At 50.0% G+C, this 15,007-nt stretch carries 15 protein-coding genes, 6 tRNA genes and 1 pseudogene; 2 read left to right on the forward strand and 20 right to left on the reverse strand.

What is annotated here, in order from left to right; translation table 11 throughout:
• The first annotated feature begins 78 nt into the window (after positions 1-78).
• Complete coding sequence (gene zitB, locus BFF42_RS14495) at positions 79-1,020, forward strand: CDF family zinc transporter ZitB (protein ID WP_039059092.1); 942 nt, start codon at positions 79-81, stop codon at positions 1,018-1,020.
• On the opposite strand, the gene pnuC is transcribed toward zitB, so the two are convergent.
• The 20 genes and pseudogenes from pnuC to BFF42_RS14595 form a co-directional block, all read right to left on the reverse strand.
• Positions 1,017-1,736: a nicotinamide riboside transporter PnuC gene (pnuC, locus tag BFF42_RS14500; RefSeq protein ID WP_000345414.1), complete on the reverse strand. Its 720-nt coding sequence runs from the start codon at positions 1,734-1,736 to the stop codon at positions 1,017-1,019. The genes zitB and pnuC overlap by 4 nt on opposite strands.
• Before the next feature lie 37 nt (positions 1,737-1,773).
• The gene (nadA, locus tag BFF42_RS14505) at positions 1,774-2,817 is read right to left on the reverse strand and encodes a quinolinate synthase NadA (RefSeq protein WP_039060053.1); all 1,044 of its coding nucleotides are present in this window, start codon (positions 2,815-2,817) and stop codon (positions 1,774-1,776) included.
• Positions 2,818-3,065: 248 nt separating this feature from the next.
• Positions 3,066-3,141 (reverse strand) — tRNA-Lys (locus BFF42_RS14510).
• Between the two features lie 146 nt (positions 3,142-3,287).
• Positions 3,288-3,363, reverse strand: a tRNA-Lys gene (locus BFF42_RS14515).
• Positions 3,364-3,366: 3 nt separating this feature from the next.
• Positions 3,367-3,442: transfer RNA gene (locus BFF42_RS14520), tRNA-Val, on the reverse strand.
• 149 nt (positions 3,443-3,591) lie between these two features.
• Positions 3,592-3,667: transfer RNA gene (locus BFF42_RS14525), tRNA-Lys, on the reverse strand.
• Between the two features lie 2 nt (positions 3,668-3,669).
• A tRNA-Val gene (locus tag BFF42_RS14530) sits at positions 3,670-3,745 on the reverse strand.
• A 35-nt stretch (positions 3,746-3,780) separates the two neighbouring features.
• Positions 3,781-3,856 (reverse strand) — tRNA-Lys (locus tag BFF42_RS14535).
• A gap of 164 nt (positions 3,857-4,020) precedes the next feature.
• Complete coding sequence (gene cpoB, locus BFF42_RS14540; protein WP_000097580.1) at positions 4,021-4,812, reverse strand: cell division protein CpoB; 792 nt, start codon at positions 4,810-4,812, stop codon at positions 4,021-4,023.
• A 9-nt stretch (positions 4,813-4,821) separates the two neighbouring features.
• Positions 4,822-5,343: a peptidoglycan-associated lipoprotein Pal gene (gene pal, locus BFF42_RS14545; RefSeq protein WP_001295306.1), complete on the reverse strand. Its 522-nt coding sequence runs from the start codon at positions 5,341-5,343 to the stop codon at positions 4,822-4,824.
• 34 nt (positions 5,344-5,377) lie between these two features.
• The gene (tolB, locus tag BFF42_RS14550; protein ID WP_012421565.1) at positions 5,378-6,670 is read right to left on the reverse strand and encodes a Tol-Pal system beta propeller repeat protein TolB; all 1,293 of its coding nucleotides are present in this window, start codon (positions 6,668-6,670) and stop codon (positions 5,378-5,380) included.
• 132 nt (positions 6,671-6,802) lie between these two features.
• On the reverse strand, positions 6,803-7,990 hold the full coding sequence (gene tolA / locus BFF42_RS14555) for a cell envelope integrity protein TolA (RefSeq protein ID WP_000030667.1): 1,188 nt from the start codon (positions 7,988-7,990) through the stop codon (positions 6,803-6,805).
• Between the two features lie 64 nt (positions 7,991-8,054).
• Complete coding sequence (tolR, locus tag BFF42_RS14560) at positions 8,055-8,483, reverse strand: colicin uptake protein TolR (protein WP_000090104.1); 429 nt, start codon at positions 8,481-8,483, stop codon at positions 8,055-8,057.
• A 3-nt stretch (positions 8,484-8,486) separates the two neighbouring features.
• Positions 8,487-9,179: a Tol-Pal system protein TolQ gene (tolQ, locus tag BFF42_RS14565; protein ID WP_000131314.1), complete on the reverse strand. Its 693-nt coding sequence runs from the start codon at positions 9,177-9,179 to the stop codon at positions 8,487-8,489.
• On the reverse strand, positions 9,176-9,580 hold the full coding sequence (gene ybgC / locus BFF42_RS14570) for a tol-pal system-associated acyl-CoA thioesterase (protein WP_001098369.1): 405 nt from the start codon (positions 9,578-9,580) through the stop codon (positions 9,176-9,178). Before ybgC ends, tolQ begins: the two co-directional genes overlap by 4 nt.
• A 149-nt stretch (positions 9,581-9,729) precedes the next feature.
• On the reverse strand, positions 9,730-10,023 hold the full coding sequence (gene ybgE, locus BFF42_RS14575; RefSeq protein WP_000034601.1) for a cyd operon protein YbgE: 294 nt from the start codon (positions 10,021-10,023) through the stop codon (positions 9,730-9,732).
• On the reverse strand, positions 10,023-10,136 hold the full coding sequence (gene cydX / locus BFF42_RS14580; protein WP_000270282.1) for a cytochrome bd-I oxidase subunit CydX: 114 nt from the start codon (positions 10,134-10,136) through the stop codon (positions 10,023-10,025). Before cydX ends, ybgE begins: the two co-directional genes overlap by 1 nt.
• 14 nt (positions 10,137-10,150) lie before the next feature.
• Entirely contained in the window at positions 10,151-11,290 is a 1,140-nt protein-coding gene (gene cydB, locus BFF42_RS14585; RefSeq protein ID WP_000568275.1) for a cytochrome d ubiquinol oxidase subunit II, read from the reverse strand.
• 15 nt (positions 11,291-11,305) lie between these two features.
• Positions 11,306-12,874, reverse strand: a complete 1,569-nt coding sequence (cydA, locus tag BFF42_RS14590) for a cytochrome ubiquinol oxidase subunit I (RefSeq protein ID WP_000884361.1) — start codon at positions 12,872-12,874, stop codon at positions 11,306-11,308.
• A gap of 847 nt (positions 12,875-13,721) precedes the next feature.
• Positions 13,722-14,801: pseudogene (locus tag BFF42_RS14595) on the reverse strand (glycoside hydrolase family 38 C-terminal domain-containing protein); the annotation flags it as partial.
• Positions 14,802-14,852: 51 nt separating this feature from the next.
• Between BFF42_RS14595 and BFF42_RS14600 the strand changes: the two are divergent.
• Positions 14,853-15,007, forward strand: a 155-nt coding sequence (locus tag BFF42_RS14600; protein ID WP_001348782.1) for an IS1 family transposase, incomplete at its 3' end; no start/stop codon positions are given.

Below are 15,007 nucleotides of genomic sequence, written 5' to 3' on the forward strand. Positions count from 1 at the left end.
TCTCCCTTTTAATTTTTCACTTCTAAAAGCAGTATGATGTCATAAAGTTAAGTGAGAATAATTAAGGGATGACTCGTCATGGCGCACTCACACTCACACACGTCCTCACACCTGCCAGAAGATAATAATGCTCGTCGCTTGTTGTATGCTTTCGGCGTGACTGCCGGGTTTATGCTGGTAGAAGTCGTTGGTGGTTTTCTTTCTGGTTCTCTGGCATTGCTGGCCGATGCGGGTCATATGTTGACCGATACTGCCGCCCTGCTTTTCGCCCTACTCGCCGTGCAATTTTCACGTCGTCCTCCCACCATTCGCCACACTTTCGGTTGGCTAAGACTGACCACGCTCGCGGCGTTTGTGAATGCCATCGCCCTCGTGGTAATTACCATTTTGATTGTCTGGGAGGCGATAGAACGCTTCCGCACGCCGCGTCCGGTCGAGGGCGGCATGATGATGGCAATTGCCGTGGCTGGGTTGCTGGCAAATATACTTTCTTTCTGGTTACTTCATCACGGCAGCGAAGAGAAAAACCTCAACGTACGAGCAGCGGCATTGCATGTGCTCGGGGACCTGTTGGGTTCGGTTGGGGCTATTATTGCCGCGTTGATTATTATCTGGACCGGCTGGACACCTGCTGACCCCATTCTCTCGATAGTGGTGTCGCTTCTGGTTCTGCGTAGCGCGTGGCGACTGTTGAAAGATAGCGTGAATGAATTACTTGAAGGTGCACCGGTATCGCTGGATATCGCTGAACTGAAGCGTCGTATGTGCCGGGAAATCCCGGAAGTCCGCAATGTGCACCATGTACATGTATGGATGGTAGGTGAGAAGCCGGTGATGACGCTGCATGTGCAGGTGATCCCGCCACACGATCACGATGCCTTGTTGGATCAGATCCAACACTACCTGATGGCTCACTATCAGATTGAGCACGCCACCATTCAGATGGAATATCAACCTTGTCATGGGCCAGACTGCCACCTGAATGAAGGGGTGTCTGGCCATTCACATCATCACCATTAATGGGACAGCGCGCATGAGCCTCTTTCACGTGCGCTGTTGATCCACATCCGACTGCCGTTGAGCGCAATAAAGGTCAGGATGATGTACTCCAGAGACATGGCGTAAACGCCCTGAAGTGCAAAAATAACGACGCTAATCACGTTAATAATCACCCACAACAGCCAGTTTTCCACATACTTACGCGTCATCAGAAGCATTGCCACGATAGATAACACCATCATGCATGAATCCCAGAACGGGAAAGCGTCCGGTTGCAGTTCAGGCATCACAACCTGTAATCCTAATGCTTGCATGATCATGACTGCCACGCGGGTCAAAAATGCAAACACCGGATTGATAAATACCGTCATCAGACCAATCGAAACAACGCAAACCGCCAACCAGCTGAGCGCCTTCGGCAATGGTAACCAGCGAATTTTCAACTCCGCCTCGTTCTGACTGGTTTGTCGCGACCACGCATACCAACCGTAAATATTCGCGGCAAAGAAAAACACCTGTAATAGCAGGCTGGCATACAGCTGAATCTGAAAGAAAATAATGCCAAACAAGGTGACGTTGATCAGGCCAAAGAAGTAGTTGCTGATCTTCTCCAGACTGGCAAGGCCAATACACAGCAACCCGGCGATCGTGCCTACCGCTTCGATCCATGAGAGATCATAACCGCCTGCTCCTATTGGTATATGTACCAGGATATTCTGCACACTAAAAAAATCCATCTTTCCCCCAAAGCGTAACGTTACGCCTTATTATTCGTTATCCACGTAGTGTAGCCGCAAAATCCAGCATACGATTGAGCGGCACCAGCGCCCTCTCTCGCAGCCTTTCATCAACATGAACCTCGTGATTGCTTCCTTCCTGTTCTAATGCCTCTGCGATGGCCTGAAGGCCATTCATGGCCATCCACGGACAATGCGCGCAGCTGCGGCAGGTTGCACCCTCACCTGCGGTTGGTGCTTCCAGTAACTCTTTATCTGGCACCGCCTGCTGCATTTTGTAGAAAATACCCCGATCGGTTGCCACAATAAGCCTCTGATGTGGCAATGTTTTCGCAGCAGCGATCAGTTGACTGGTGGAACCGACCGCATCCGCCATATCGACAATAGCTTGTGGTGATTCTGGATGCACCAGTATGGCAGCATCCGGGTATTCTTCTTGCAAGCGGGTTAACGCCTGAGTCTTAAATTCATCATGCACAATACAGGCACCCTGCCAGCATAGAATGTCTCCACCCGTCTGTTTTTGCACGTAACGCCCCAGATGTTTGTCGGGTGCCCAGATGATTTTTTCACCCAAACTATCAAGATGATCAATAAGTTCGACGGCAATGCTTGAAGTTACCACCCAATCTGCGCGCACTTTTACCGCAGCAGAAGTGTTGGCGTAGACGACGACAGTACGATCGGGATGGGCATCGCAAAATGCGTTAAATTCTTCAACAGGGCAGCCGAGATCCAGTGAACATTCAGCCTGAAGTGTCGGCATCAGAATTGTTTTTTCCGGACTGAGAATTTTGGCGGTTTCTCCCATAAATCTCACCCCAGCGACTAACAAAGTAGAAGCGGGATGCTTTGCACCGAAGCGCGCCATTTCCAGAGAATCAGAAATACAGCCACCGGTTTCTTCTGCCAGTTGTTGAATTTCGGGATCGGTATAGTAGTGGGCAACCATCATCGCATTACGTTCTTTTAGCAGACGTTTTATCTTCTCGCGGTAATACGCTTTTTCATCAATGCTTAACGGCGTCGGCTTCGGGGGGAAAGGATAAATCGCCGTGTCTGGATCAAACATTACGCTCATCTTACCATCTCGTTTTACAGGCTTAACGTTAAAACCGACATTAGCGTAATATTCGCTGTTATCGGTGTAATTTGTTTTATATGCTAAACAAGATAGTCGAATGGTGGGGAAAAGTCACTCGAATTACGCCTAATTCCACCGACGTAGAGTTGCTTGCACAGTAAGCTCTGACGATGTCATCAGGTTTACAAAGTAAAATTGAGGATGCCTGAATAGCAAAAAAGCGCCTTTAGGGCGCTTTTTTACATTGGTGGGTCGTGCAGGATTTGAACCTGCGACCAATTGATTAAAAGTCAACTGCTCTACCAACTGAGCTAACGACCCATACGGGTGTTACCTGAAAGATTTCTACTCGGGGCCAATCTTTAAGATTGGTGTGTCGTGCAGGATGACTCGCTTCGCTTGCCCTACGGGCCGTTGCTGGCGCAACGTTATCCTTCACGCTTAACATCTGAGTTTGATGTTAAAATTGGTGGGTCGTGCAGGATTCGAACCTGCGACCAATTGATTAAAAGTCAACTGCTCTACCAACTGAGCTAACGACCCGAGTGGTGGGTGATGACGGGATCGAACCGCCGACCCCCTCCTTGTAAGGGAGGTGCTCTCCCAGCTGAGCTAATCACCCGATACTGCGCTGGATACTACAAACTACTTCCACCGAACCCATCGTAATTAGTGGTGGGTCGGGCAGGATGACTCGCTTCGCTCGCCCTACGGGCCGTTGCTGACGCAACGTTATCCTACACGCTTGACATCTGTCTTCGATGCTAAAACTGGTGGGTCGTGCAGGATTCGAACCTGCGACCAATTGATTAAAAGTCAACTGCTCTACCGACTGAGCTAACGACCCGCTGGTGGGTGATGACGGGATCGAACCGCCGACCCCCTCCTTGTAAGGGAGGTGCTCTCCCAGCTGAGCTAATCACCCAATACTACGCTGGATACTACAACTAACTATGTTAGTGGTGGGTCGTGCAGGATTCGAACCTGCGACCAATTGATTAAAAGTCAACTGCTCTACCAACTGAGCTAACGACCCACTTTTTCGTTGCTTTCGGTTTGTTTGATATCCCGTGGCAACGGCGGCATATATTACTGATTTCAGACTTGAGCGCAACAAAAATTTCGATGCAGATCACTCAACTGCTTATGATTCGCACGACACGACCAGAAATAATGCAACTTCTGGTCGTGTGTTATGCATTACATCGCGTTCAGACGTTTTTGTGCCTGTTTAGCGCCATCAGTACCAGGGTATTTACTGATAACCTGCTGGTATACGGCTTTCGCTTTTGCGGTGTCACCTTTGTCCTGCATGATGACGCCGACTTTAAACATCGCATCAGCAGCCTTTGGTGACTTCGGATAGTTTTTCACTACCGAAGCAAAATAGTACGCCGCATCATCTTTTTTACCCTTGTTGTAGTTTAACTGACCCAGCCAATAATTGGCGTTTGGCAGGTAAGTTGAATCAGGGTAATTTTTGATGAAATTCTGAAATGCCACCATTGCGTCATCCTGGCGGGATTTATCCTGCACCAGCGCAATAGCTGCATTGTAATCCGTGTTTGCATCGCCGCTTTTCACCGGCGCGCCAGCATTCGCAGTACCAGCATCAGCTGTCGGCGTCGTTGATGCCGCCGCACCGCTTTGATCGCTGCTGGTTGATTGCGCCGCTGCACCACCGCTGCTGAGGCTGTCGATCTGCAACAGGATCTGCTTTTGCCGCTCCACGACCTGATTCAGTTGATACTGATTTTCCTGAATCTGACCACGCAGGGAATCAATATCGGATTGATTATCAGAAAGTTGTTGCTGGAGTTGGGTTAAAAGCTGGCTGTGAGCATTAGAAATACGCTCAAGTTGAGTGACGCGGTCTTCGACCGAGCCTGAGCCGACACTACTGATTGGTGCCTGAGCAAAAGCGGCCCAGGGGGCCGCTATACCAACCAGTAACGACAGACTCAATAGTTGATGTCTGAAGTTACTGCTCATGCAATTCTCTTAGTAAACCAGTACCGCACGACGGTTTTTGGAGTATGCCGCTTCGTCATGACCCAGTACTGCAGGTTTTTCTTTACCGTAAGAAACGATGGAGATCTGGTCTGCAGAAACGCCTTTACCCTGCAGGTACATCTTAACGGCGTTCGCACGACGTTCACCCAGGGAGATGTTGTATTCCGGAGTACCACGTTCGTCCGCGTGACCTTCTACGGTGACTTTGTAAGACGGGTTGCTACGCAGGAAGTTTGCATGTGCATCCAGCATTTGAGCGAAGTCAGAACGGATATCGTACTTGTCCAGATCGAAGTAAACGATGTTGTTCTGCTGCAGCTGTTGCATTTGCAGACGAGCCTGCTCTTCGGAAGACATGTTGCCGTTGCCGCCGTTCGCATCCATACCAGTGCCGGCACCCAGCATGCCTTCGCTGCCGTCATTGCTGGCGTTCTTGTTGGAAGAACATGCCGCAATTGCCATAACAGGCAGAGCAATCATCAGCCCTTTCAGCACTTTGTTCAGTTGCATTTCAATGATTCCTTTACTATTCAATTAATTATTATCACAGATACGGCGACCAGGCAGGGAATTTGACCTGTCCATCAGTTGCCGGAAGACGCGCTTTGAAACGCCCATCTGTAGAAACCAAATTCAGCACGGATCCCATCCCCTGAGAAGAGCTGTAGATTACCATAGTGCCATTAGGTGCCAGACTTGGCGTTTCATCCAGGAACGTGGACGACAGAACTTGTACGCCTCCCGTTGCCAGATCTTGTTTGGCAATGTGCTGCTGCCCACCATTGGAGCTGACCATTACCATAAATTTACCGTCGCTGCTGACATCCGCATCCTGGTTCTGCGAACCTTCCCAGGTAATACGTTGTGGCGCACCGCCGTTGATATTCACTTTATAAACCTGCGGACGACCGGCCTGGTCAGAAGTAAATGCCAGGTTCTGGCTATCCGGGAACCAGGTCGGTTCGGTATTGTTACTGCGACCATCAGTCACCTGGCGGATCTGACCAGAAGCCAAATCCATTACGTACAGGTTCAGACTACCGGTTTTCGACAAGGCGAATGCCAGTTTGCTGCCGTCTGGCGAGAATGCAGGTGCACCGTTGTGACGCGGGAATGAAGCCACCTGACGTACAGCGCCATTTGCCAGCGTCTGAATAACCAGCGCGGAACGACCGCTTTCGAAGGTCACATAAGCCAGTTTAGAACCGTCTGGTGACCACGCCGGAGACATCAGCGGCTGCGGTGAACGGTGAACGACAAACTGGTTGTAACCGTCATAGTCAGATACGCGCAGTTCATACGGGAACTGACCGCCGTTGGTCTGAACAACGTAGGCAATACGGGTACGGAACGCACCTTTAATGCCGGTCAGTTTTTCAAACACTTCATCACTGGCGGTATGACCAGCATAACGCAGCCACTGCTTGTTCACTTTGTACGAGTTCTGAGCAAGTACAGTACCCGGTGCGCCGCCAGTGTCAACAAGTTGATAAGCAACATTGTAAGAACCATCCGGATTCGGAGTGACCTGACCGACAACTACAGCGTCAATGCCCAGTGCGGACCATGCAGATGGTTGTACTTCCTGCGCACTACCCGGCTGCTGTGGCAGACGAGCGCGATCTAACGGATTAAATTTACCGCTGTTACGCAAGTCAGCAGCAACGATGCCGCCAATATCTTCAGGTGCCGCACCAGGCCCCGCCCACTGGAAAGGAACAACACCAATAGGACGACCGGAATCTACACCGCTGTCGATCACAATGCGGACTTCAGCATGCAGAACTGATGCCCACAGTATGAGAAAACCAAATGCTACTCGTAATGCCTGCTTCATCATATCTCCCTTATCTGGACCGATGGCCCACGATAATTTAGCAGAATGTTAACAAACTAAAATACACAAAACTACCAGAACCCCGTGGCAACCGGTGCCTGATGTTGACCGTCCGAACAGTCAACATCGCGATTACGGTTTGAAGTCCAATGGCGCGTTTTTGAACACTTCATATACTGCCTGGCTTGGTGGTTTCGGGATCTTCGCAAGTTTAGCTGCTGCCAACGCAGCCTGACAAAGTGCGGGATCGCCACCTTCAGGTTTGATATCCAGTAACATACCATCGGGTGCCAGTTTTATGCGCAGCGTACAGGTTTTGCCTGCATAGGACGATGCGTCATAGAACTTACTTTCGATAGCAGATTTAATCTGCCCGGCATAGTTATTGATATCGGCCCCTGATGCGCCATTGTTTTTAGTATTACCACTCCCGGCAGGCGAAGCATTGTTCCCTTTCGCCCCTCCCCCCGTTTTCGGTGCATTCTTACCAGAGCTTAGCTCACCGAAAATATCATCTGCCTCTGCGGCGGCTTTTTCTGCCGCTGCTTTCTTATCAGCTGCTGCCTTTTCAGCAGCCGCTTTTTCTGCTGCTTTTTTGTCGGCTGCAGCTTTCTCTGCTGCCGCTTTCTTCTCAGCTTCTGCTTTGGCTTTTTCAGCAGCTTCAGTTGCCGCTTTCTTTCTTGCTTCAGCTGCAGCTGCTTCTGCCGCTTCCGCTTTCTTCTTCAGTGCCGCAGCGGCTGCCTCGGCTTTTTTCTGCGCTGCGGCTTTGGCGGCTTCTGCTTCTGCTTTTTTCTTTGCGTCTGCAGCCGCTTTCTTCGCTGCTTCTTCCGCAGCTTTAGCATCTGCTTCGGCCTTCGCTTTAGCATCTGCTTCGGCCTTCGCTTTAGCATCTGCCGCCGCTTTCGCTGCCGCCTCTTCAGCTTGCTTCTGCTTTAACTCGGCCTGTTTTGCAGCTTCTTCAGCCTGCTTTTTCTGCTCCTGAGCCGCTAACCGCTCTTTCTCAAGTTGCTTCAGGCGTTCCTGTTCAGCCGCTTGTTTCTCACGCAGTTCTTCAGCAGCCTGCTGTTCCTTCATCTTGCGCTGTTCATCAGAACGCTTCGCGCTTGATTCCTGGCTTTGCATGCGTTTGTACTGCTCAACTACCGCACCTGAATCAACCATGACAGCGTCGATGGACGAACCACCGCCACCTCCGGCTGAAGCTTCTATATTCTCATCGAACGAACTCCAGATCAGCGCCGCAAATAAGATGACATGCAGCACTGCTGAAATAATTATCGCCCGCTTGAGCTTGTCGTTTTGTTCGGTTGCCTTTGACACTCTCGGTTTCCAAAAACTGTTCGCCTGTTACCCGCTCTCTTTCAAGCAAGGGAAACGCAGATGTTTAGATAGGCTGCGTCATTAAACCAACCGATTTCACACCCGCACTATGTAACAAGTTCAGTGCTTTAATTATTTCATCGTAAGGCACATCTTTTGCGCCACCGATCAGAAAGACCGTTTTCGGGTTGGCCTTGAAACGGCTGGACACTTCCGCCACCACCTGCTCTGGTGGTAAACGCTCCAGGCGATCTTTCTCAACCACCACGGTGTACTGACCAATACCAGACACTTCAACAATCACTGGCGGATTATCGTTACTGCTCACCGCCTGTGATTCAGTAGCGTCTGGCAGATCGACCTCCACGCTCTGGGTGATGATGGGCGCTGTCGCCATGAAGATCAGCAACAGCACCAGCAGTACGTCCAGCAACGGTACAATGTTGATTTCGGACTTAAGTTCGCGACGACCTCGTCCACGCGCTCTGGCCATGACTTACCCCTTATTGCTCTCGCTAACGGTAAACGCCTGGCGGTGCAGAATCGCGGTAAACTCTTCCATAAAGTTGTCGTAATTCAGTTCCAGTTTGTTTACGCGCTGGTTGAGGCGGTTGTAGGCCATAACTGCCGGGATAGCGGCAAACAGACCAATTGCAGTCGCAATCAACGCTTCTGCGATACCGGGCGCAACCATTTGCAGTGTTGCTTGTTTTACCGCCCCGAGGGCGATAAAGGCGTGCATGATCCCCCAGACCGTACCAAACAGACCAATATACGGGCTGATGGAGCCAACCGTACCGAGGAACGGAATGTGCGTTTCCAGATTTTCAAGTTCACGGTTCATGGAGATACGCATAGCACGCGACGCCCCTTCCACTACGGCTTCCGGCGCATGGCTATTGGCACGATGCAGGCGCACAAACTCTTTGAACCCGCTGTAAAATATTTGTTCCGAACCAGTCAGATTATCCCGTTTCCCCTGACTCTCTTGATAGAGGCGAGAGAGTTCGATTCCAGACCAGAATTTATCTTCAAACGCTTCGGCTTCGCGCGCCGCTGCGTTAAGAATACGGGTCCGCTGGATAATAATGGCCCAGGATGCGATTGAAAAACCAATCAAAATCAACATGATAAGTTTAACCAGAAGGCTAGCCTTCAGGAACAAATCAAGGATATTCATGTCAGTCACTGCTTAAACTCCGCGACAATAGACTTGGGAAGCGCACGAGGCTTCATTTTGAGTGGGTCAACGCAAACAACCAGAACCTCTGCTTCATTCAGCAAAGTATTCTCGGCGTTGACAATACGTTGCGTGAAAACCAAAGAGGTGCCACGCATTGATGTTATTTCAGTCTGTATTTCGAGCATATCGTCGAGCCGCGCAGGTGCGTAATATTCCACCGTCATTTTACGTACCACAAAGGCAACGCGTTCAGCCATCAGCGCCTGCTGACTGAAGTGATGATGACGCAGCATCTCTGTGCGTGCTCTTTCATAAAAAGCGACGTAACTGGCGTGGTACACCACACCACCGGCATCGGTATCTTCATAGTAGACGCGAACCAGCCATCGAAACAGCGTTGTATTCACTTTACATCCCGGTAATGCAACAAAAGTTAGAGCTTTTAAACGCTGCTACTATACGCGCGCGATTGAGGTTTGGGAATGAGGGCAAGTTAAGGGAGCGTAAAAATTTATGGGCCTGGAGCGGCCCATAATTTTTTAAAGAGAATTCTGATTTAAAAGAAGAAGAAAATCAGCCCGATAATGAGAACAATATCGGCAAGCAATGGGCAAAAAATCCCTTGCCAAAGAACCTTCTGCGGACGAAAGCCCACGCCGTGAATCACACCAGCACAGACGGCCCACATCAGCAATAAACCATGCCAGATTTCCAGTTCACTGGTCTTCGCGGCAAAACGAGATGGGTCCCAAAACATACATCCTGCTAACAGAAGCGCCATCACGAAGGAAAGCGCCCGCAGGGGGCGCTTGTCCATTACCGCATACAAGGTCGCGATAATCTTACTCATCAGATGTCTTCTTGACCGGCTTTGCCTGATTCGACGTGTTCAAGCGCCAGCGCGGTGATTACCCCAAACGAACAGGCAAGAAGCGTTCCCAGAATCCATGCGAAATACCACATTTTTAGCTCCTTACTTAGTACAGAGAGTGGGTGTTACGTTCAATATCTTCTTTGGTGATACGACCGAACATTTTCCAGTAACACCAGGCGGTGTAGAGCAGAATGATCGGTACCAGAACCACCGCAACCCAGGTCATGACGTTAAGCGTCAGCTGGCTGGAAGTTGCATCCCACATTGTCAGACTTGCGTTCATCATGGTGCTGGACGGCATCACAAACGGGAACATTGCGATACCGGCTGTCAGGATGATGCAGGCCAGCGTCAGGGAGGAGAACACAAACGCCCACGCGGCTTTATCCATACGTGCAGTCAGGATGGTCAGCAGCGGCAGAACCACACCCAGTGCCGGAATAGCCCACAGAATTGGCGTGTTGTTGAAGTTAACCAGCCATGCGCCAGCTTCACGAACCACTTCTTTATTCAGTGGGTTAGAGGCTGCGTAATGGTCCATTGTCGATTTCACGACATAACCATCGATACCGTACATCACCCATACGCCAGCCAGTGCGAAACAGACCAGTGTCACCAGCGCAGCCACCTGAGCCGTTGCACGGGTACGCAGGTGCAGTTCACCCACGGTACGCATTTGCAGATAGGTTGCGCCCTGAGTAATGATCATCCCTACGCTCACCACGCCTGCCAGCAGGCCGAACGGGTTAAGCAACTGGAAGAAGTTACCGGTGTAGTACAGACGCAGATATTCATCAACGTTGAACGGTACGCCCTGCAACAGGTTACCGAACGCAACACCAATTACCAGCGGCGGAACGAAGCTACCAATGAAGATGCCCCAGTCCCACATGTTACGCCAGCGGGTTTCTTCAATCTTGGAGCGGTAGTCAAAACCGACCGGACGGAAGAACAAAGACGCCAGCACGAGGATCATCGCCACATAGAAGCCGGAGAACGCAGCGGCATAGACCATCGGCCAGGCAGCAAAGAGTGCGCCGCCCGCGGTGATCAGCCAAACCTGGTTACCGTCCCAGTGTGGTGCAATGGAGTTAATCATAATTCGACGCTCGGTGTCGTTACGACCGAGGAAACGGGTGAGCATGCCCACCCCCATGTCGAAACCGTCAGTGACTGCAAAACCAATCAGCAGAACGCCAACCAGCAGCCACCAGATAAAACGCAATACTTCATAATCGATCATTTGACGACTCCTGTCTTAGCGTGCCGGCTGAGTAGTCGTGGAAGACTGCTCAAAGTGATAGCGACCGGTTTTCAGGCTGCTTGGGCCGAGGCGTGCAAATTTGAACATTAAGAACAATTCTGCCACCAGGAACAGGGTATACAGGCCGCAAATCAGCACCATTGAGAAGATGAGATCGCCTGCGGTCAGTGACGAATTCGCCACAGCTGTCGGCAGCACTTCACCGATAGCCCACGGTTGGCGGCCATATTCAGCCACGAACCAGCCCGCTTCTACAGCAATCCACGGCAGCGGAATACCGTACAGCGCGGCGCGCAGCAGCCATTTTTTCTCGCCAATGCGGTTGCGGATGACACTCCAGAAAGAGAGCGCGATGATTGCCAGCAGCAGGAAGCCACACGCCACCATAATACGGAACGCGAAGTACAGCGGCGCTACACGCGGAATGGAGTCTTTGGTTGCCTGTTGAATCTGCGCTTCAGTCGCATCAGCCACGTTTGGCGTATAGCGTTTCAGCAGCAGACCGTAACCGAGGTCTTTCTTCATGCTATTGAACTGGTCACGAACCGCCTGGTCGGTAGAACCAGAACGCAGTTGTTCGAGCAGAGAGTACGCCTTCATCCCGTTACGAATGCGTTCTTCATGCTGCACCATCAGCTCTTTCAGGCCGATAACCGGGGTATCCACGGAACGCGTTGCAATGATGCCCAGTGCGTAAGGGATCTGAATCGCAAATTTGTTCGTCTCCTCTTCCTGATCAGGAATGCCGAACAGAGTAAAGGCAGCAGGCGCAGGTTGCGTTTCCCACTCGGCTTCAATAGCAGCCAGTTTGGTTTTCTGCACGTCGCCCATTTCGTAGCCGGATTCATCACCCAGAACAATAACAGACAGAACAGCAGCCATACCGAAGCTGGCAGCGATAGCAAAGGAGCGTTTAGCGAAGGCGAAGTCACGACCTTTCAGCATATACCATGCGCTGATACCGAGGATGAACATCGCGCCAGTCACATAACCAGACGCTACAGTGTGAACGAATTTCACCTGAGCAACCGGGTTAAGCACCAGCTCGGAGAAGCTCACCATCTCCATACGCATAGTTTCAAAGTTGAAATCGGACGCGATTGGGTTTTGCATCCAGCCGTTCGCAACCAGAATCCACAGTGCGGACAGGTTTGAACCGAGCGCCACCAGCCAGGTGACACACATATGCTGAACTTTACCCAGACGATCCCAACCGAAGAAGAACAGACCTACAAAGGTGGATTCGAGGAAGAAGGCCATCAGACCTTCGATTGCCAGCGGCGCACCGAAGATATCCCCTACATAGTGGGAATAGTAAGACCAGTTAGTCCCGAACTGGAACTCCATGGTCAGACCGGTAGCCACACCCAGAGCGAAGTTGATACCAAACAACTTGCCCCAGAACTTGGTCATATCTTTATAAATCTGTTTGCCGGAGAGGACGTAGACCGTTTCCATAATGGCCAGCAGGAACGCCATACCGAGCGTCAGTGGCACAAAAAGGAAGTGGTACATCGCGGTCAAGGCAAACTGTAAGCGCGACAGTTCGACTATATCTAACATCATGACTCCTTGCTCATCGCATGAAGACTCCGAGAGTGAACCCCGTTAGAAAGGGTCACACGCATGCCCCAATAGAAATTTGTTTGAACACTTTCATCATACCATGTGAATGCACACAAAAACGGCGTAAAGAAAGGTTGCAAACATGTTAATAAAAACTCAAATTGATCCCACGTATATATTACGCCGCAAAATCCTTACAATAAACAGGTTTTTGTTGAAGCAAATTTGCATTTTTCGACGGTGATCAATTTATAGCTAAATTACCGCCTTTCAGCCAATTTGATCGAGAACAATTTATCTCTTTTTGATGCCCATTTCCAAGACTTATACATTGATAAATATCAATTCCTACAAATTATGTTAATCATGTTTCAATAAGGTAACTTTAGTGACATTTATGTTTAAAATGTGTGAGTTATAAGGCTGAAATTAGTTTCGGTTGGCAATTAAAGATAAAAAGAGACGAAGCAAAAACAGCACGGTTGACCTTAATTCTTTTTTTGGTCACTGGCTAATACGACGCAGAGTTTCAGGATTACTAATAAAGGCATAAATCCACCCCCGCCGATGTTAACATTTAATTAACTTATAATTATATTATAATTAACTCACCCAGGGTTATTATTTTGTTAAAAATAAAGCCACATATACGTGGCTTGAGAGTGAAGATAAACGCAAAATTACCTGATGCGCTACGCTTGCCAGTGTCTACATCATCTCTGCAATATATTGAATTTGCCTGCTTTTGTAGACCGAATAAAGCGTTCATGCCGTATCCGGCATGAACAAAGCGCCCTTTGTCAACAATCTGGCCGCGCATATGTGGCTTCGGTTTGATTGCTATTCAGGCAAGCCGGTAACTGAACGTCCGTGACTGGCCGGGTAAAAAAGGCCCCGATAGATTTGAACCTTGATTTTCCTCGGTGGTAATGTGTTCATCCATCATCGTTTCTGAGCAAGAAATCACCTCGCGACTGAAAGCAACAGTCGCATCACAGGTTGCTGATTCAGCCGGATTAAACAGCCGTAAAATCACTTCTTGTCGGTCTTCAGCTTTCTTAAGTGCGCTTATCAGGCATCCCACTGGGGGCATTTTCAACAAACTATAACTTTCCGGCACGTTGAATCCGGCTTTGTTGAGCTTCATCGCATCCCATGGGATTTTGTTGTAACACTGTACTGGAGTCAGCCATGCTCGCGCCTGCTGAGCTACACCAGCGGCGGTTGGCGTACCGGTATAACTCAATAAACTTAGGCGACAAGAAAGCAGACCACGTAGTTGTGAGTCCGGGACTGGCATTTTAATTCCCGAAGGCCGCCCAGGCCTTAAAAGCAGATCTTCTTTGCCCAGTAAGCCCACGCCACGCAGCAACGTAATGGCAAAGGTTTTCTTCTCTTCACCGATGACTTCAAATTCACGTAACCCTTCGCTAAAGACAGCCATGCCGTTACGCCCTTCCTGTAAGGCAACATAGTTGAGCATATTCCATACCGGAACCGGCGCTTCTTTCCAGCCTTCTTGCTGCCAGTTGTTCATTGCACTGTCGTTCACGGGGCGCGTTAGCGAACCAAACTGCGTATCTGCCAGAACACTGTCGGTGTTAAAAGGTGTAGGGACCAGGACACGAAGGCGATGATCGTCAGCCTGGTTATCAAGGTTGATATCCACATCAATACGCCTGCTGTTATGACTAAGAGTGACAACCAACACCACCCCTACTCTGCCAGTGGATTGCCGGGCGCTGCGTTCTGACAAATTGAGCGGCACTGCCATGTCATAGCGGATAACAGCCCTGCTCTGCCAGACTTCATGAATAATATCGCATTGCGGTTTCGCGTTCGCTGCGGTAATTACCCACTCTTCTTTTGCGGGTGAATAGTCATATTCATCACCATCATCAGAGCTTTCTTCAATTTGCAGGTAATGCTGCCAACTTACTGATTTAGTGTATGATGGTGATTTTAAGGTGCTTGCGTGGCTTCCATTTCCATCAGATGTCCTTCCTGCTCCGCTACTGAAGGCGTGGTGCGTAACGGCAAAAGCACTGCCGGACATCAGCGCTATCTCTGCTCTCATTGCCGTAAAACATGGCAACTACAGTTCACTTACACCGCCTCTCAGCCCGGTAC

The sequence above is a fragment of the Shigella sp. FC1661 genome (assembly GCF_001712525.1).
Lineage (GTDB): Bacteria > Pseudomonadota > Gammaproteobacteria > Enterobacterales > Enterobacteriaceae > Escherichia > Escherichia coli.

Coding starts and splice junctions, on each gene's coding strand:
- zitB (WP_039059092.1), top strand. CDS start 79: ATGGCGCACTCACACTCACACACGTCCTCACACCTGCCAGAAGATAAT.
- pnuC (WP_000345414.1), bottom strand. CDS start 1,736: ATGGATTTTTTTAGTGTGCAGAATATCCTGGTACATATACCAATAGGA.
- nadA (WP_039060053.1), bottom strand. CDS start 2,817: ATGAGCGTAATGTTTGATCCAGACACGGCGATTTATCCTTTCCCCCCG.
- cpoB (WP_000097580.1), bottom strand. CDS start 4,812: ATGAGCAGTAACTTCAGACATCAACTATTGAGTCTGTCGTTACTGGTT.
- pal (WP_001295306.1), bottom strand. CDS start 5,343: ATGCAACTGAACAAAGTGCTGAAAGGGCTGATGATTGCTCTGCCTGTT.
- tolB (WP_012421565.1), bottom strand. CDS start 6,670: ATGAAGCAGGCATTACGAGTAGCATTTGGTTTTCTCATACTGTGGGCA.
- tolR (WP_000090104.1), bottom strand. CDS start 8,483: ATGGCCAGAGCGCGTGGACGAGGTCGTCGCGAACTTAAGTCCGAAATC.
- ybgE (WP_000034601.1), bottom strand. CDS start 10,023: ATGAGTAAGATTATCGCGACCTTGTATGCGGTAATGGACAAGCGCCCC.
- cydX (WP_000270282.1), bottom strand. CDS start 10,136: ATGTGGTATTTCGCATGGATTCTGGGAACGCTTCTTGCCTGTTCGTTT.
- cydB (WP_000568275.1), bottom strand. CDS start 11,290: ATGATCGATTATGAAGTATTGCGTTTTATCTGGTGGCTGCTGGTTGGC.
- cydA (WP_000884361.1), bottom strand. CDS start 12,874: ATGTTAGATATAGTCGAACTGTCGCGCTTACAGTTTGCCTTGACCGCG.